General features: G+C 44.3%; 16 protein-coding genes and 4 pseudogenes. 8 read left to right on the top strand and 12 right to left on the bottom strand.

What is annotated here, in order from left to right; translation table 11 throughout:
- Positions 1–149: 149 nt before the first annotated feature.
- The 3 genes from RM368_RS35480 to RM368_RS35470 form a co-directional block, all read right to left on the bottom strand.
- Entirely contained in the window at positions 150–365 is a 216-nt protein-coding gene (locus RM368_RS35480) for a helix-turn-helix domain-containing protein (protein ID WP_322698400.1), read from the bottom strand.
- Positions 366–618: 253 nt separating this feature from the next.
- The gene (locus tag RM368_RS35475) at positions 619–2,082 is read right to left on the bottom strand and encodes an ISLre2 family transposase (RefSeq protein WP_322698399.1); all 1,464 of its coding nucleotides are present in this window, start codon (positions 2,080–2,082) and stop codon (positions 619–621) included.
- A gap of 630 nt (positions 2,083–2,712) precedes the next feature.
- Positions 2,713–3,882: an MFS transporter gene (locus RM368_RS35470; RefSeq protein WP_322698398.1), complete on the bottom strand. Its 1,170-nt coding sequence runs from the start codon at positions 3,880–3,882 to the stop codon at positions 2,713–2,715.
- Positions 3,883–4,218: 336 nt separating this feature from the next.
- Here RM368_RS35470 and RM368_RS35465 point away from each other — a divergent pair, with 336 nt between their 5' ends.
- Together RM368_RS35465 and RM368_RS35460 are read left to right on the top strand one after the other, a co-directional pair.
- A complete protein-coding gene (locus tag RM368_RS35465; protein ID WP_322698397.1) occupies positions 4,219–4,410 on the top strand; it encodes a hypothetical protein in 192 nt (63 codons plus the stop codon).
- 24 nt (positions 4,411–4,434) lie between these two features.
- Positions 4,435–4,566: a hypothetical protein gene (locus tag RM368_RS35460; protein ID WP_322698396.1), complete on the top strand. Its 132-nt coding sequence runs from the start codon at positions 4,435–4,437 to the stop codon at positions 4,564–4,566.
- A gap of 32 nt (positions 4,567–4,598) precedes the next feature.
- On the opposite strand, the pseudogene RM368_RS35455 reads toward RM368_RS35460, so the two are convergent.
- A pseudogene (locus RM368_RS35455) lies at positions 4,599–4,786 on the bottom strand (IS5/IS1182 family transposase); the annotation flags it as partial.
- Between the two features lie 312 nt (positions 4,787–5,098).
- Between RM368_RS35455 and RM368_RS35450 the strand changes: the two are divergent.
- Together RM368_RS35450 and RM368_RS35445 are read left to right on the top strand one after the other, a co-directional pair.
- Entirely contained in the window at positions 5,099–5,488 is a 390-nt protein-coding gene (locus RM368_RS35450) for a hypothetical protein (RefSeq protein WP_322698395.1), read from the top strand.
- Positions 5,466–5,726, top strand: coding sequence for a hypothetical protein (locus tag RM368_RS35445; RefSeq protein ID WP_322698394.1), 261 nt, complete (start codon positions 5,466–5,468; stop codon positions 5,724–5,726). The genes RM368_RS35450 and RM368_RS35445 overlap by 23 nt, the downstream gene beginning before the upstream one ends.
- Positions 5,727–6,069: 343 nt before the next feature.
- Here RM368_RS35445 and cysE read toward each other — a convergent pair whose 3' ends face one another.
- Positions 6,070–6,768, bottom strand: coding sequence for a serine O-acetyltransferase (gene cysE, locus RM368_RS35440; protein ID WP_322698402.1), 699 nt, complete (start codon positions 6,766–6,768; stop codon positions 6,070–6,072).
- Positions 6,769–7,063: 295 nt separating this feature from the next.
- Between cysE and RM368_RS35435 the strand changes: the two are divergent.
- Positions 7,064–7,183, top strand: a pseudogene (locus tag RM368_RS35435) (IS1 family transposase); the annotation flags it as partial.
- Positions 7,184–7,245: 62 nt separating this feature from the next.
- Here RM368_RS35435 and RM368_RS35430 read toward each other — a convergent pair.
- The 7 genes from RM368_RS35430 to RM368_RS35400 form a co-directional block, all read right to left on the bottom strand.
- Complete coding sequence (locus RM368_RS35430; RefSeq protein ID WP_322698393.1) at positions 7,246–7,890, bottom strand: HD domain-containing protein; 645 nt, start codon at positions 7,888–7,890, stop codon at positions 7,246–7,248.
- A gap of 16 nt (positions 7,891–7,906) precedes the next feature.
- A complete protein-coding gene (locus tag RM368_RS35425) occupies positions 7,907–8,971 on the bottom strand; it encodes a TauD/TfdA family dioxygenase (protein ID WP_322698392.1) in 1,065 nt (354 codons plus the stop codon).
- Positions 8,952–10,832 (bottom strand): AMP-binding protein, encoded by a 1,881-nt coding sequence (locus RM368_RS35420; RefSeq protein ID WP_322698391.1) that lies wholly within the window; start codon positions 10,830–10,832, stop codon positions 8,952–8,954. Before RM368_RS35420 ends, RM368_RS35425 begins: the two co-directional genes overlap by 20 nt.
- Complete coding sequence (locus tag RM368_RS35415; RefSeq protein WP_322698390.1) at positions 10,829–11,461, bottom strand: uracil phosphoribosyltransferase; 633 nt, start codon at positions 11,459–11,461, stop codon at positions 10,829–10,831. Before RM368_RS35415 ends, RM368_RS35420 begins: the two co-directional genes overlap by 4 nt.
- Positions 11,443–12,135, bottom strand: a complete 693-nt coding sequence (locus RM368_RS35410; RefSeq protein WP_322698389.1) for an HAD family hydrolase — start codon at positions 12,133–12,135, stop codon at positions 11,443–11,445. Before RM368_RS35410 ends, RM368_RS35415 begins: the two co-directional genes overlap by 19 nt.
- Positions 12,136–12,197: 62 nt before the next feature.
- Complete coding sequence (locus RM368_RS35405) at positions 12,198–12,938, bottom strand: type 1 glutamine amidotransferase (protein WP_322698388.1); 741 nt, start codon at positions 12,936–12,938, stop codon at positions 12,198–12,200.
- Positions 12,939–13,003: 65 nt separating this feature from the next.
- Positions 13,004–13,675, bottom strand: coding sequence for a 2OG-Fe dioxygenase family protein (locus RM368_RS35400; RefSeq protein ID WP_322698387.1), 672 nt, complete (start codon positions 13,673–13,675; stop codon positions 13,004–13,006).
- Between the two features lie 647 nt (positions 13,676–14,322).
- On the opposite strand from RM368_RS35400, the gene RM368_RS35395 reads away from it, so the two are divergent.
- The 3 genes and pseudogenes from RM368_RS35395 (at position 14,323) to RM368_RS35385 (ending at position 17,485) form a co-directional block, all read left to right on the top strand.
- Positions 14,323–15,320 (top strand): IS630 family transposase gene (locus RM368_RS35395; protein ID WP_322698401.1). Its coding sequence is split into 2 segments (ribosomal slippage): positions 14,323–14,722 and positions 14,722–15,320, totalling 999 coding nucleotides; the frame shifts between segments, so codons are not numbered across the junction.
- A gap of 83 nt (positions 15,321–15,403) precedes the next feature.
- Positions 15,404–16,738: pseudogene (locus tag RM368_RS35390) on the top strand (IS701 family transposase).
- 35 nt (positions 16,739–16,773) lie between these two features.
- A pseudogene (locus RM368_RS35385) lies at positions 16,774–17,485 on the top strand (IS6 family transposase).
- Positions 17,486–17,942: the final 457 nt, after the last annotated feature.

The raw sequence follows: 17,942 nt of genomic DNA, 5'->3' as shown, positions 1-17,942 counted from the left end.
TTTTTCTTTTAGTCCTTTTATTTAGAATACCCGGAAAGTGACAGAAGAGGGATAGCTGCGATCTTCACCTAACCATTGTTCAACCACATTCATATCTTCTAAACTCCACTTACGCTTTCCTCCACGTCCAGGTGCTTCCCATAATCCACCTAATCCCAGGTTTTCCCATCGTCGTAATGTGGCTCGAACTGTATGTTCATAATATGTAAGTGAGCGGCAATCGTTGGCACTGTTAAACCATCTGCATTCAGTCGTAATGCGATCGCTCTCATTCTGACTCTTCTAGCTACATTATCTGCCAAGCTTAACTCTTGCAACGTTTTGTCTTCTTCTGAAGTCAGTTTTATTCTTAGTGCTGCTGGCATTTTTGATCCTCTATTCTCTTCTTCTCTTATCTTATAATTTTTCATGTCTAGCTACTTATTTAAGTACAAAGTAACTTTATTTGCCATTAATATACTGGTTGATATGACAATTTATCTTGATGAGATATCTCAAAAAGATTACTAGCAAGCTATTTAAGGATTTAAAAAAAAGAAGTAAAATAACAAATTTTAATTACTTAGTCTTAATTATAGCATCTAATTAATTAAGACTAAAATTAAGGTATAAAATTTATCAAGCAGATATAGGCTTGATGAACGAATTAAAAACAGAATTACAAAAATTATCCCAGCGTCCAGCTATCCATTGACATCGGAGATGTAACATAATTTCAGCATTAGTTTTTAACCAAAACTTACTGTTTCCTTTCATACGTAAGTTAACGGCTTGACGAATTAAACTTTCAACTGCGCCACTACCAAGAGGGAGTTTTTTATATGCAACTTTGTTATATTTTAAAAGCCTACGTCGGTAAGCTTTTAAAATATAATTTCGTTCTCGTCCCAAAATTTTACAGCGTTCTCCACTAGCTGATAATATAAATTCACCCATGTTTCTCATTAAATCTAATGCATGACCTTTTCTTAAAAGAGAACGAGCTTTTTTAAACCAACTTTGCCGCTCATTATCTGTATTAAAAGCAGCATCAGCGAAGGTTTGTAAATGCTCGGCAGTATGATAAAAAGCTAATAAGTGATAAGTTTCATGCGGACATTCTAGTTTTTTTAATACAGGAGGAATATGCTTCCAAATCCATTCAGCACCATCAGCAATTAACAAAACCTGTTTTGCCTGACTAATTCCCAAACGGAACAAATACATCTCTAATATTTCTAAAAATCCTTGATATCCCTCATAAGTCCCATCATTGGTTATAGGAATATCTGATGTTTTATTTTTTTTACCTTGCTCATTCACTACGTAAATAGTTAATAGCTTAGGCTCAATCCATTCTCCTGTAAAGCCTCTACGATTAGTTTTAACCCTACGTTTCCCTTTTTTAGGTATGCGAATACATGTACGTCCACCATCCACAGCGATTACAACACGTTGGTCTTGAAGATTATTTAAGTTAGATAAATTACCAGATTTTAAATCATTTAACTTATTATTACGTAAATCTATTCCTATCTGACCAAAATAATATGTTAGTCGTTCTATTCGTTTTAAGCTAATATTTATTCTCCAATCAATTAGGGTTCTACGTGCAGCTTCAAAGGAGCCAGCGATTGCACCATATTGGGCAACCGTTGATAAAACAAGCGGGGTTAAGCCCTCAGCCATTCCTAAATATTTTAAGAATGGGCAAAATCCTTCGCGCAAAGACTTTTTATCTTGATTTGGTTGATAAATACGTTCAACTACATACGGTAGTTTTAAAGTTACTTCCACATTCCCAACTGTTAATATTTGTCGCTTTTTATAACCATGCTTTTGCGTTGTCTTATGCCACCATCCCTGTGTGTGCTGCATTGATTTCTCTAAAAAATCTTGAGATTTAGATAGATTATGAAGTAATAAAGCAATACATTCTCCGGCTAAAATTAATGCAGATTCCCGAATCTTGTCCTCACGTAATTTTAAAACTCGTCCATCAAATTCTGATATGTTCGTTAATTCTAATAGTTTCGTAACTTTTTCTTGAAAGTGTGACAATGATTTGCTGAAATCAAAGGTAGAATATATGTTATTTTTCATTCAGGGTAGGCATTCCCGGTTTTGATGTCAGATATCAAAACCTTTACTCCAAAGGGAATCCTACCTTTTTTTGTCGCAAAAAAACGAGTCTGTCTCAACACTTCAAATTTCAGTCAAACTTTTTATGATGTAGTAATACCACACAGTAAGTTATAAATAATTTAAATATACTTAGAAGGTGTTTTAGTGATCGCACCTTTTTTGCCCAACCTCACCAAATCGCGTTGCTCCCTGCCTCACTTCTACCGGGGCGATCGCTCAAATATCAATTAATTTGTGTCACTTTGTGCAATCTATTCGTGGGTCTGACATTTGTGCAAAGTGGTCAGCAATGGTGATTTTGGGCTTGAGTTTCACGCAAACTGGGCAATATTGCTAATTTTATAATGACTTTACCATCAAAGCTTGGTTGCTTACCCACATATCATCCGCGATCGCTGTCTTTATCCTATTTTAGTATCAATGTACTATATTTAGATGCGTTTGCCCTGTGTAAGTCCCCCATCAATGCTATTTCAAGAGCCATGCTGGAGTGTCTTATCAGGGGCGATGTCCCACCCGAAAGAACAGTTTATATGGCTATTGTAGAGAGTTGACTTTTCCAGTTTACCAATCCCACGCTTCTCTGACTCACGATCCAACGTTCTTTACAATTGGTTGGGAAAGGTCAACCAAAACAGGATGAAAAAGAATCGATAAACCTGCTAATGCAAAGCAACCAGAAACAAAAAACAAAGTTTGTAAACCGAACATTTGCCATAGCCATCCACTTAAGGGAAAGCCTATAATGAAGCCACCTAGGGTCGAAAATGCACTGGCACTTGACTGTATAGTTGCCCGTTCATGTGTTGGACTACATATGTCTAGAAAAGCTAAGGCGGCGCAGAAAAAAATGCTGTAATAAAAGCCATGTAAAATTTGTGATGCAAAAAACCAGAAAGGTGAACTTATAGCAAAAGCGCTAGATAAAAAGAGGTAACGAGTAGCAGCAGCTCCACCACCAATGAGTAAGACTGTCCTAGCTGTAAAGTGACGTAAGAGATATGGAGATGCCTGGAATAGTAGTATCTCTGAAATAAGCCCAATTGTCCATGCTAATGGAATTACACTATCTGATAGCAAGTAATATTTGTCCATATATATTCCTAAATAACCGTGTATACATGTACTAGCCAACTCAAAGAAAAACATCATTACAGCTACCCAACGGATTCTCTTGTCCGCTATCCAACTTCCTGTTACTTGATCAGCAACCCTCACTGGAGATGGTGGAAACCATTGTGGCAAAATCACAGATATTACCATTGCCAAACTAAAAGCGTAAAACACTGAGTGCAAACCAATAATAGGCAATAAGAAGAGAGCGACAATAGCACTGGCAAACAGATAACCTAATGTACCAAAGACACGCAGATGACCATATTTCCCACGTGCTTTGCCTGAAAGTAAGTCGAAACTCACACTATCCAAGAGTGGAACAAGTGGATAATGTGTTAATCCTAATACAGCAATTAAAACACATAATAAAATACCTTTAGTCCATCCTATACAACAGGCTATTACTGAACTAGTTAATGCCAAAATGGTAAATATTTCTCGTTTATTCCTAGTTTTATCTGACAGACGACTAAATATAAATTGTCCAAAGAATCCAAGTAAGCTTGCTAGGCATAGAGTCAGACCAATTTCAACTCCACTCCAACTATAACGTTTAAGGCACAAGCCAATATACGGATAATAAAAACCAAAACTAGCAAAAAGTAAAAAGTAAGATAAGCGGATAGCATTTAGCTTATTCATGGTAGAAATATCTTCACAAATTTATTTTTTTACGTGTATGTTCTTCTTCGGATTTACACAGTGACAATACCCTCTAAGTAGGTCGGCGTAAATAATTATCGTTGGCATAAGGCAGAGGGCAGGGCTTTCAAGGATAGGTATTTAATAAAGTCATGTTTTAGCAGGTAAAATACTTATCTGATTGTGGTCAGCAAAAATATCTAAGGGTGCATCCGGGGGAACGAAAGTGAGAAAAAGTGAGTAATTAAGAGAATGGACTAGAAAAGTCTTGAGAAAATCCCAAATCTGACAAAGCCTCAAGCAGTTGTACTAGCAATGTGGACTTTTGGAATAGTAATGACCCAATCAAGTGGGTTAACAACAGTTTCAGTGTTTTTAGCAGAACTACTGGGTAAAAAGGAAAATACAATCCGTCAGCAATTGCGGGAATGGTTAAAAGACGCAGAAGATAAAACAAAAACAGGTCGAACTTCATTGGATGTTACATCAAGTTTTAGTCCCTTGCTATCCTGGATTCTAAGTCTTTGACCAGAATCGGAAAAACGTCTAGCATTGGCGGCAGATGCAACAACATTGAGCGATCGCTTTAGCATATTAGCAATTAGTGTTGTCTACCGAGGTTGTGGGATTCCAATCGCCTGGAAAATAGTAGAAGCTACTAAACCAGGCAGTTGGAAACCTTAGAGGATGTTTGAAAAGTTTTGAAGGGTCAGATTTTATGCTAATCGCCTCACGATAATCCGGATCTTGTCTTGGTAGATAAAAGTCTCTGATGTTTCGGGCAAAAACTCATAGTCTCTGACCAACCGCCGACATCCGATGAGCCATACCCATTAGTGCGCTCAACCACCCGACGTTTTTTGAGCAAGACAAAGCCCTTAGTCTGCTGCGGTCGCAAAACCACCTGACTTTTCCCGTTAAGTCATGAAACAACGAAGCAGCAAGAGTTTCAGACTATACTTTATTCTCAATAACTTAATATTACTGATAATAAATTACGAGAGAATAGGGCTTTGGTCCGGGGGTATAGTAAGCGATCGCTCAATCAAGGAGATAACGGGAAAAGTCAGTTCAAACAACCTCTTACTGGCAAGAATTATTTAGTCACATTAGCGAAACTGTACCAGCAGATTGGTTTGTAATTGTTACCACTGACCGAGGACTTTACGCTCCCTGGCTATATCAAAAGATTCAATCCATTGGTTGGCATCCGTTTATGCGGATTAATCAAATTGGACAGTTCAAACCCTTGGGGCAAGATTCTTGGCAGCCAATAAATTCTTTAGTACAACAAATTGGTCAGTCTTGGAAGGGACAGGTCACTTGTTTTAAAACTAACAGCATTGAGTGTACTTTGTTAGCTTGCCATGATGAGGGCTACACTGATGTTTGGTTAATTCTCACTGATTTACAACCGGAAATTGCGGATGCTTGCTGGTATTCCATGCGCTCTTGGATTGAGTGTGTGTTTAAAGATGGCAAACGGGGCGGTTTTTGTTGGCATCAAACCAAAATTATTCACCCAAAACGTCCCGAAAGGCATTGGTTAGCTATAGCGATCACTAATCGCTACTTTGTGGCAAGTGAGTGTTGGTGGTTCTGTTGATGCCAATATGCCCATTAGTAGTTTAGATGAGTTACCACAAACTCATATTGCACGACGCAATTTTAAAAATAGTATCCCCCATCGATGGCTTAGTTGTTTCCGCCGTGGGTTTTTAGTGATTAAGGCTGCTGTTCTTAATCGCTTTCCATTACCAATCGGCAGTTGTTTTTTCCCTGAGCGTTGGCCTAGCTTCACTCCACAACTGAATGTCTCTCAAATCACCCTCTCAACTGCCTGATTTTTAAATACCTACCCTTGAAAGCGACTCTACCTCCCGGTTGTACCCCTTGATGTCCTGTCTCCTGATGAAGCAACGATTATTCAGTGGTTGACTACAGAGGCATTTAACAAGCTATCAAGTCCAGTGTTCTTCTGGAATTTGGGAATATCAACCTTGGAGCAATGTTTAATTGCAGCAGATAGGGGATTAAAAATACCAGGAACTGATACTCAAAAATCTCAGGAACAAAGCTCATGCTCTTGGTCTTGAAATTGTCCCAATTTCTCCAGAGCAGCAAAATACTCCATCCTCTCCCACCCTTGCTACATAAGCTTTACGCAAAGTGTTTCTTCAGAGAGGGCTAAACTCCAGTGTGTTTCTCTTTAGGCATAACTAATCCCGTTCGTTGGAAGCTAACGTTGAACAACAAAGCCTTCACACGTTCAGCTTCTTGTTCTAGAACTTGAATCCTGTCAAACAAGGTGCAAATTACCTCTGCTTCTGGATCTGGCAGCCTTTCATGATCGAGCAAATCTACCAAATCAACTCTATGACGGACAATTCGACCTGGAACCCCCACTACAGTACAATTAGAAGGAATATCCTTCAAAACGACGGAACCAGCACCGATGCGAACCCGATCACCAATTTGGATATTGCCCAAAACCTTCGCCCCAGCCCCCACCACAACATTTTTGCCCAATGTCGGGTGGCGTTTCCCCGTTTCTTTACCAGTGCCACCGAGGGTAACCCCCTGATAAATCAGGGTATAGTCTCCCACGCTCACAGTTTCTCCAATCACCACGCCCATACCGTGGTCAATGAAAACACCCTTACCAATTTTGGCACCTGGGTGGATCTCAATCCCCGTCAAGAGGCGGGCCAGGTGGGAAATTAAGCGGGGAATCAAGGGAATCTTTAAGCCGTAAAGCCAGTGCGCTATTTGATGGCAGAAAAGTGCATGTAAGCCGGGATAGCACAACAGAACCTCAAGCCAGCTATGTGCAGCAGGGTCTCGCTCGAAAATAATTTGGAAGTTAGTCTTTAGAATGTTCAGCATCATTGGTTATTGCCCTTGAGTCGCAATCGACTTTGTTGGCGAAACGCTCCGCTAACGCTCCACCAAACGAACCTACGAATTAATAGGGTTTTCGAGTATTAAGATATATTTCGCCAACAGCATCAACAATCGAACAGAAAACTGGGTTAAACCAGAAAGCCGGACAAATTAAGGGTATGATTACACAAATCACGTTTGGGCTTCTCAGAACGTCTGTATTATCAATAACACTCAAAGATATCCGCAATTGGTTGCTCATTGCTGTTACTGTACCTTACCCGGTTGAAAACCTCTGTATCTGGCCCGCTTGCATCCCGTGACCTTGTGCTACTCGAAGATGGTGGAAATGCTGAGGTTGTCTGTACGACTGTTAATGCATTATCTGAGGGCAGGAATTGTCCCTATACCACTCTGACCATTCTACGTACAACGCCCGTTGTGCGGTCACTGCCCGCCAGAGCAATGAGTTGGCTCCCGCTACGCAAACCCGTGTTTCTGCCGCAGCACATCAACATCAACACCATGTTCCGCCATCTTGGCTTCTGCATCGGCGATGACCGTCTTTGCCATTGCGCTTAAAAACTGGTCATGGGCACAAGGTTGCAGGACTTTAGTATATACTAGATCCTGCTCAATCGGCTCCCAGGTGATGAACTCAGCCAGATTGTGCTGAATCTGCACTTCGAGATTATCAAGAGCACAGGCGAATTTTGCCTCTGGTGTCTGTCGGTCTTCAAATTCCTGCCACAGAGTCTTGATCTCCATGCCGATATCATCGGGCAGCAACTTGCGGATGCGCTCAATCGCCTCCGATTCCGCCACAGCCTTGTTTCGCTTGCGCTCACTCTCCTCGAAAAATGGGATGTCGCCAACCAACGCTTCTGCGATGTCATGTACTAACACCATTTTGAGCACCTTGATGATGTCAATACGCTGGTCGAGGCGGCTGTGAAGCATCAAAGCCAGTAGCCCCATCATCCAGGTGTGCTCCCCGACGCTTTCGCGGCGACCATCAGCAAGCCAACTATGCCTAAGCTCCCTCTTCAGCCGTTCAGCAACTGCCACAAAGTCGACGATTTGGCGAATATCGGCAATTTCTGACGAGGCGTTCGTCTTGGTCATAAATCCACTCCAGAGTCTAGTGTTTTCTAGTATTGTGATTGAAGCAAACAATGTGCTTTTCCGCACCGACAAATCGTTCGGCTTGTGCCCGTACAATCGGGATCACTGGGCGAAAAGATTCTATATTAAGCCATAGACGCAGCAAAAGCCTTTTCTTTTCAAGCTCTTGATAGTCTTCAAAGCTACTGCGTGCATGTAGAACGGCATAGTTGTTAATCAAAATGAAATCGCCAGGCACGAGCGTCAAGCAAAACTGCAACGCCTCCTCTGCTGCGGTGGCATCGAACTGATCTAGCGCCGCAATCTCTGCCATACTCAAGGTGAAGTCGCCCTTTTTCTGGGCAAGCTCGATAAAGGCACGCAAGTATCGGCACGACACTCGCCCACTGAACTGGCTGAAAACTGGGACGAGCGGTCCGAGGGCGGCGTTTGGGTCTATGAGGATTTCGGGATAGCCATAGCGAAATCCCTGCTCCAGCAGAGCCAGCGTTGCGTTAGGAACGCTGCTGCTAAGAGCCTCGTAAATGCTGATCGCGCTGACTAGCGTGGTCTCGCCGCCTGCCCGCGCTGGACGAACGCAAAACAGTGCCAGCATATCGGCGGTGTCGCTGTGAAAGCCGAGCGGTTCGTTGGATAAATAGCCCCTCGGCTTTGAACCGCAGACGCCAGGCTTGGCCTCATCGATCCCGCCTTGGATCAGACCATTGCGATCCATCACATGGATAAGTAATTCGCCCGCTGGATTTTGGGGCATCAATCGACCCAAATACCTCCCAAAGGCGCGAACCATCTGTTCAAGCCGTTCCATCGGTGCATCAATAGGTAGACCACGCAATACAGCAAAACCGAAGCCGTCTGAAGCTTCGCCAAGGGCGCGGTGCAGATGGGCGGTCACACTTTCCGGCAGGATGTCCTCACCATCGCACCATTGCCTTGGCGTTGCCAGCACGTCGGCCAGCACGTTGCGGCTCGCTTCGTCCAGCTCGATGCTCCAGCGGCGGTCCCGCTCTAAATCTTTACGCGTCCATCCTTCGCGCGCTCCTGGGCGTTGGCTCTTAGCGTTAAATGGCGATGCAAACATCACAGTCCTCCCCTGTTTGGTGGGTTTCGTTTTGATTTGCCACGGCTGTCGGCACCGAGTTCGACCGCTCAAACAGAATTGGTAGCCGTCCTTGTTCATAAGCGGTGCGGGCACGCAATCGAACCTTTTTGGCACTGGTCGGCAATCGGGGCAACGCCCCTACGGGCACTAACACAATCCGCACTGCGGTAGTCCCGAAAGCTCGTTGTAACTGAACCTCAATGGCATCTGCGATGTTGCTCAGAATTATGGGGGTACTGTCTTTCGGCACTTCCTGCATTACTAGCAGCATTGCCATTTCCGACTGCAAAGGTGCTTCTGACACAGTCCATTGCGCGGACATGGTATTGAACCCGGCAAGCAGCGGATGCGCGCTTTGAGCTATTACTTCCACATCTCCAGCTTGCAAGCAGTGCTCACCAATCCAAATGGACTCCTTGCCACGCCCGATAATGAACAACTCCTCCCCAAAGAGGAAGCCGAGATCCTCGGTGGCAAAGAAATCCGTGCGGTTAATCGGCATCAAAACTGGCTGTCCGATGCCTAGTGTCTGTGTACGCAGATAACCATCAAACAGCGAGGGGCTCGTGAATTCAATGTAGCCAATCTGCCCCTCGCCTAGCTCTTTGCCAAGGGCATCCACAATCCGCAACCGCACCCCATGACTTGGGCGACCACAACTGGCAACAAATCGTACCTTAGCCGGATCATGGAATTCAGTGGACGCAATCTCGACCCGACCTGCGATCAAGGCAGCCAAATCCAGCGCCAGCGTGCGCGGTGCGATGTCGGAGGAGGTGGAAATTAGTCCTGCCGCCTCAGTCATGCCATAGGCAGTCAGGAACCGCAGTGTGCGATCCGGGCTAAAATAATCAATGATCATTGCATGGGTACGGTCGTTGAGCGGCTCGCCACCAATGGCAAAAGCTTTCAGCGCTGAATAGGGGAGCCGCTCCAGCCCAACCGCTGCCAACGCCCGGTGGATGAGACCATCACCACAGGCTAGATGGCTCGCGCCCTCAGCACTCATGATGTGCAGCAGCGCCGCAGGATCATCCTGTAGCACATACGGGGAAATGACTAAAGCCCGAGCCCCGTAATAAAGAGGCATGATATAGCCAACCATCAGCCCCGCCGAATGAAACGGCGCACCAAGAGCAGGTATGGCATCGCCCTGCCCAAAGCCCCACCGTTCAGCAACATAGATAATGTTGAGCGCCACCGCTAGCCGAGACAGGGTGACAATTTTGGACTGTCCGGTAGTGCCAGAGGTGAATAGGTAATGTGCAGGCGTGCGAATCGGTAGCGTCTGCGGCTGAACCATAGCTGGCGCTTGGCACGCCAGCAGATCGCTGCTCGTCAAGGACTTTACTCGTCCTGTGCCCGGTCTGCTTGGGTGTAGGACACCGTACCAGGCGCGACCCGCGCCCTCTATGTTAAACATGGCCGCCGCCTGTTCGCCGAATACCACAAAATCAGGGGCAAAGCTTTTCACCAAGGGTTCCACAATCGGGGCAAAGGACTCCACTTCGCTCTCATGCTCCGGCGTTGGCAGCATGGCAGGCGCGATCCCAGCGTATTGACAGGCAAGATAGAGGAGCGCAGCCTCTGCACCCATTGTTACCGCAAGTGCTACCCGCTTTTTATCTGCACCTACCTCCACCAGTGCCCCGGCCAGGGACAGTGCCTGCTGATGCAGAACCTGTGCGGTCCAGCGGCGTGATGAGGTAAGACCGGGCAAGGTGGCCTCGACCAACAAGACCGCATCCGGAGTCCGTTCAGCCCAATGTGTCAGCATAGTAGCCAGATCGGGTGGCGTTGCCAGTGCCCCGCTTTGGATTTGTGTCCAATCAGTGGTCATAACCGCACCCCATAGAGCTTGTCGCCTGCATCGCCATTTATTTTCGGGATAAGCCAGCCGTCGCGGCAATCCTGGGCCAATAATGTTACGCTTAAATACTCAACCATACCGCTGGAGAGGATGGTATCAATGGCTCTTGGCGCGGCATAGCAGCTTGCGACCTCGATCCGTGCCAAGGGTGAGCGCTCGCGTAAGGCTTGGGCGACGGCAATAATGGTGTCACCAGTGGCTATGACCGTATCCAATATCAGGATCGAGCGCGGCTCAACATCCATGCCGGAGGAGAGCACTACCTCTACCTTTGATGTTCCCTTAATCTTCTTGCCGATAGCAAAACACGATGCTGGTCCATCAAAAAGGCGGTTAGCAACTGACCACATACCCATCCCGGCGCGGGCAATCGGTACCAGGATTTCCGGCACGCTGAACGCGGTTATCGAATGGGTCAGAAGCTTAAACGTCATCTGGTTGATGATTTCCTGTGCGCTGTCCCTCGAAATGTGCGGCGAGCAGAAATCGGTGAAGTCGCGTAGAATGTCGAGATCAACCGGAGCGTGGTTCAAATCTTCCAGCACACACCTACGGTCAGCCTGTCCGCGCACTGTGAAGATCAGACTGTTTTCAGGCATGGTTCGGCCACAATATCAATGACAGAGAGGATGGACTGGACGATGTAATCGGGGTTCAAGGATTGGCACACATCGGAGTCGCCGTAGCCAAAGGTGACCCAGGCGGACTGAGCGCCGATGCCCCGGGCATAGTAGATGTCGGTCGCGGTATCGCCTAGTACCAGATAATTTTCCGGGAACAGTGCCGGGAACAACGGTTTGATCCGGTCTTCAAAGCTGCGCGGGTTGGGCTTGGTAGCAAAATCGTTTTCTGCAGCTACCACAGTTTGCACCCAATCGGCAAAGCCGAAATGTTTGAGAGTGCTATGCACTGCCGCTGCCCCCTTGTTGGAGACGACGATGACTGCCACACCCATATGCTTCAGCGCTGCCAGCATAGTGCCAACTTTCTCGAACGGAGCGCTGGAAATGATGCCAAGGCCGGCATTGTAGATTCGGCGATACTCGGTGACCCACTCGGTACAAAATTCCTTGTCAGTGGCAAGCACAGGTTTCAGAATGCCAAGAGTTTCTTCCAGAGTAAGTCCCCCGACTAGCGTTGCCTCAATCCGGGCTGTCGCTGGCACAGCCTCGCTAAAAGAACGGAATGTTTCTGCAATGACGGTGCAAATTGCTCTACGTGTATCAAACAACGTTCCGTCAAAATCGGAAATTACGGCTTTGATTGTTGGCATTCTGCTTTTCCTAATTTTAAGGGGTTGATTTTGTATTGTGTTAAGTTATTTTTGGTGTCGTATCACACGGCGGCCTGGGTTTTGGTCAACGCAGTGAACCGCTTAACCCAATCGCGCAGTATGCCATCCCCGCGCGGCTGCGTGGCGTTTCGGTGCTTGGCATCTTCAAATGCCGCCTTGGACAGGCTTTCCGGCACCGCCATGATCGCCTGCTGATAGGTCAGAGTGTATTCCGGGTGGAACTGAACCCCAAGTACCCGGTCACCAAGGCTGAACATCTGAACCGGGCAGCTGGTGTCACTAGCTAGTAGGCGTGCACCCGGTGGCGGGAGCAGTACCTGCTCCCGGTGATTGAAAAGGGCTTGAAAAGTACCAGACTCCGGAGCCATCCACAGGCATCGCTCACGGATATCAACTGGCCAGAGCCCAACGTTCCAGCCAATGACACCCGGTCCGATCGTGCCACCGAACGCCTTGGCCAGCAATTGATGCCCGAAGCAAAAACCCACGAACGCATCGCCGACAGCTTGGCGGTTTCGAATGAAAGCGATAAGCGTCTTAATCCAGTTATGATCATCATTGACCGAGTGACGGCTACCAGTGATGATGCAAACATCATAGCTGCCCGGCGTTGGAAACGCGCCAAACCGCACGTCATAGCTAATTAGGCTACAAACATCATCAGCCGTTGCTGCAAGACTAGAACTGCAACCGAAAAATCGACCAAACATGTCGGGCAAATCGCCGTGATCTGCCAGCAGATCCTCATTAACGTAATCAGCCTTTAACAGGGCAATCCGCATGATCTTTCTCCTTATCTCCCGCTTCCGAATCGATAGGTCTAGTGCTGGGTAAGGGCTACATAGGATCAGGCGGTGATCATCGCCTCCGATCGGGCGATGACATCGACAATGATCATGTCGCGCCAAGTTTCATAACCGCCATAGCGCGGGGTGACTGGTGACGCGGTGTGGTAAAGCGTTCGGTCATTGAAAAATACGAATTCGCCCGGTTGCAATTCACAGTCGATGACCACTGCTTTCGGGTCTGGGCGCGTGGCGATGATACTAGCCCCGCCCGAGACGTTCTGGCGTGCGATGTTGATATGGCAGGAGTAGTCATAGCCATCTTGGTGGAAGCCGGGAGCTGGAGCGCCCATGTGATTGTCGTCGGCTCGCACCCGGATCAGGTTGATGCCGAAGATGTACTCTTCAGCCGATTTCAACGGTGAGTAGCACAAAACCACATCCAGCAGTTTCTCAATCATGCCACTGCTCAACGTTGCCTTGGACAGCGCCGCGGGCGGTCGGGCGTTGTGAATCGTGTGAAAATCCTTCTGTGCGTTAAAATATTGTATTAGCTGCGGGCTATGCACAAAAGTGCCGTTGTCAAAAGCGTAAGCGCTGAAGCTGCGATAACGCGACTGAAAGCCGGTCTGTTTGTAGTCAATAACATCCAGAGGCAGTTCGTCGAATAGCGCACTCAATTGGTTGGACAAGTCGCCCGGTAGTAGACTCTTGATGTATCTATCGAAACGCATGTACATCTATCTAATCCTCCTTAATCGGACTAATTTGACAATTTCGCTCAACTTATTAGCCGAGCAGACAAGCTAAGTATTGACTGTTATTAAGATGACATCAATACCGAAATAAAAAACCGACGCAAATAAACTAGCGGCGTGTAATACCAAATTGCCAACAATAGATTCATGTGTCATGAACTAGCCTTCACTCCTTTATTTCTATCCGAGGTATGAGTAGCATTCGCGCAGAAAACCGGGTTAAGAGATATTACATGAGTAAGACAAACATTTTTAGAAGCTGAAACCCTTATTTTATCGTTGAGTAGTAACTCGATAATAAGTTTAAGTCAACGACCTTAGTTATCACGAAAATCCTTAGCGAATAAGGCTTTTAAGCCTAACCCGGTTCTCTGTTATGATGATACTCATACCCCATATAACATTGCAGTGAATTACTTTTAATATTAGTTGTATTATGGACTCTGAAACTCATAAAACTCATTCCATAACTCATAGTAAAACTCATGAAAAATAACATCCCTAAATAGGAATGTTACTATAGCAATCCGGAATCATTTGTGAGAAAATACGCAAAAGAGCAAAAGTAGTTTTAATGACTAGGGTGAGGAGTGGGAATGTGGATGTGATCGCTAGATGAGTTTATCGAAAATAGCCAAGATAAGCGTGAAGTTCAACGAGCGATAGCAGTCAAGATGTTGCTGTGTGGATACAAGCATCAAGAGATAATGCCAATCCTGGGAGTTTCATCGGGTTTTATAAGTAAGTGGAAAAAAGCATTTTTTCAAAGTGGAGTAGAAAGTTTAAAACTCGCTTATCAAGGAAGTGTTGGCCTATTAAGCTCAGTGCAACGTTCGTCTGTAATAGAGTGGCTGTTAACCAAAGATAGATGGACTTTGAACGAGCTAGAGTATGAGATCAGTCACAAATACGGAGTTACTTTCTCATCAAAGCAAAGCTACTATGATTTATTTAATGAAGCACGTATCAGTTGGAAGAAAACTCAAGCTCACAACCCAAAATATGATGAAGAATTAGTCGCGTCAAAAAAAAAGAGATTTGTACACTGTTGGCAGGGCGACGTGAGGAAATAGAATCTGGAGAATTAGTCGTATTCATGGTCGATGAATGTCATTTGTTGTGGGGAGATGTAAACGGTTATGTTTGGGGCAAAGCGAGCGAACGAATATCAGTTCCTATAGCTAACGTTCGTTGTAAACAAACATATTTCGGCGCATTAGACTATAAAACAAAAGAATTTTTCATTTACAAAGCGAAGAAAGCTAATTCTCATACAACAATTGGTTTTTTAGAATATCTTCAATCGCTGCGGTCTGAAGCAAAAATATTAATTATTTGGGACGGTGCTAGTTATCACCGTTCAGGGCAAATTAAAGAGTATTTAGACTCGCTGAATGCAGAATTACAAAAAGACCAATGGTTGATAACTTGTAAACGCTTTGCCCCGAATGCTCTACAACAAAATCCTGTAGAAGACATCTGGTTACAAGCAAAAACACTAATTCGAGAATTTTACTTTTTTTGTCATTCTTTCTCTGTAGTCAAGGGTTTATTTGAATTAGCCATTGATTGTCAAATTTTTGACTTCCCTAAGCTACATAAATATGGTGTTTTCTCATGAATCATTTAGGATTGCTATATCCCTCTTCCATCACTCTTATGAGAGAATAATAGGGTAAAGTGCCGTAAACTCTTTGCTGGACTATGTTTGGGGTAAGAGAGCCTGCTGAAACTATAAAATTTGTGGATGATTACTGTGAATGGTATATAAAGCTGTTTCCAGAAGTGAGAAGTTTTGAAGCTTTTAAATATCTTCATGTGGGAATGATTTCAGAAGTTAAACGCAAAACTCTGCCAGAAATAGCGCGGGTAGTAGGATTAAATAACGAACAAGGGTTATTACATTTCCTAACAGAATGGCCTTGGGGAATAGAGAAATTAAGAGAAGCCAGATTAAAGCTAATTTTAGAAGTATTAGCCGGAAGATAAATTACACTGATTATTGATGAGACAGGAGATAGAAAGAAGGGGGATACAACAGATTATGTCAAAAGACAATATATAGGTAATTTAGGTAAAATCGAAAATGGAATAGTTGCAGTTACAGCCTATGGATTATTTGAGGGTATGACATTCCCTCTGATGTTTGAAGTTTATAAGCCAAAGCAAAGGTTATTAGAATCAGATGTCTATCACACCAAGCCAGAAATTGCGGCTGTTATGATTAGAAACCTCCGACAAATGGGGTTTAAATTTAAACTGGTATTAGCAGATAGTTTATATGGTGAAAGCGAAAGTAACTTTCTTAGTGTATTGTGCCAATTAAAACTAAACTTTGTAGTGGCGATTCGGAGTAATCATGGAGTATGGCTACCACAAAGTCAGAAAGTTAGATATAACCGTTGGCGACCATATAACCGTATATTTTCAGATGGCAAGCAAGAAAAAAGGTACATCAGAGAGATAGTATTTGGCAAGCGTCGTGACGTTCAATATTGGCAAGTTACCACAGACCCAGAAACTTTGCCTAAAAATTCGACTTGGTTCATCATGACCCTTGTTCCTGGTATTAAATATAAAGAAGTAGGGAATTTATATGGTTTAAGAAACTGGGTCGAATATGGGCTTAAACAAAGTAAAAACGAATTAGGTTGGGCTGATTTTCGAGTCACTAACTATTCCCAAATACAGAAATGGTGGGAAATCATCATGAGTGCTTATCTCATGGTAAGTCTTCACTCTCAAGTTTTGAACCATCATACAGAACAAGGGATGAATAAACCCATAGATCCAGTTGTAGCAAAATTCCAAGAGCATGATTGGTGGAACTTTGGTCAGGGTTGGAAGAACCTCCTCAACAATTTACGCTTAGTCATTCAACCTTTGATATTCTTTAATTTACTAAAACCTTGGCTCAGAGTCTTTCCAGTTTCGCATTTATCTATTGGGTTTCTGACACTAATTGCATTCATGAATCGAATGCGAGGTGCTATTCCAGACACCTCATATTCTAAGGATTTCTTATTTTCCTCTGCTTAGAGTGATGGAAGAGGGATATCAAAGTTAGCCTGTTAATGAACCCAAAAGAACCATTCAAGTGGCGTCATTTTCAATCCGAGATCATCCTGCTGTGTGTACGGTGGTATTTGAGATATCCACTCTCGTATCAAAACTTGGAAGAAATGATGGTAGAGTGGGGACTATTGGTAGCTCACACAACAATTTACCGTTGGGTACAAGCTTATGCTCCTGAAATTGAATCTAGATGCAGACGATACTTGAGTCCAACCAACGATTCATGGCGAGTAGATGAGACATACATAAAGGTGAAAGGGAAATGGAAATATCTATATCGTGCCGTTGATTCAAGTGGTAATACTATCGACTTTATGTTGAGTGCCAAACGCGATGTACACGCCGCATCTAGATTTTTCCATAAAGCGTTAAAAGCTGACCACAACATAACTCCACGAGTTATCAACGTCGATAAAGATGCCGCCTATCCACCTTCAATTAATCAGCTCAAAATGTCAGAACTATTGCCTGATGATTGTGAATTACGACGAGTAAAATATTTAAATAATCATGTAGAGCAAGATCATCGATTTATCAAACGATTGGTTAAACCAGGAATGGGATTTGCCACGTTCAACACAGCTTTGGCGTTCCTTGAGAGGATATGAGGCTATGAACATGATCCGTAAGGGACAAGTTAAGGGAGTTGAAAAAACAGACATTGCTGCTCAAGTAAAATTTGTTGCTCAAATCTTCGGTATAGTTGCATAACTAGTTCTGATTAATACAAGATTTTCTTTTGAATAAGTTTTTGCAACACAACCTCTTAACCCAAGTTGCTAGTTACAAAAATGCCTGTTCTAAGGAGAAGGCAAAGATAAAAGCTTTGAGTTTAAGCAAAAAACCTTTCATCGTCACGGCATGAATGGACTTGGGGAATTTTTGCGTAATTAAACTAAAACTCGTCTCAATATAATGCCTTGTAGTTTGTTTGATAAAGTTTATCCAAGGTGGGTCGGCTCTTTGAGAATTCTTTTTTCTTTGAACTTGTAAGCAAATGCGATCGCAGTAGGCGAGGTTATCCTCAAGAACATAGTCATTGAAAGCTTTATCACCATAAATCTCACTATTTGGTGGTAAACACAGAGGTAAAGCATTGAGACCTCGAAGATCATCAATACTGCTCGGTTAAGGAGAAATAGAGGTAAAACAAAGAAAATAGTGTTCG

Origin of the sequence: Nostoc sp. DedSLP03 (assembly GCF_034530815.1) — a bacterium.
GTDB lineage: Bacteria > Cyanobacteriota > Cyanobacteriia > Cyanobacteriales > Nostocaceae > Nostoc.
The sequence above is the reverse complement of the archived record's forward strand: the minus strand, read 5'-3'. Positions and strand labels throughout refer to the sequence as shown.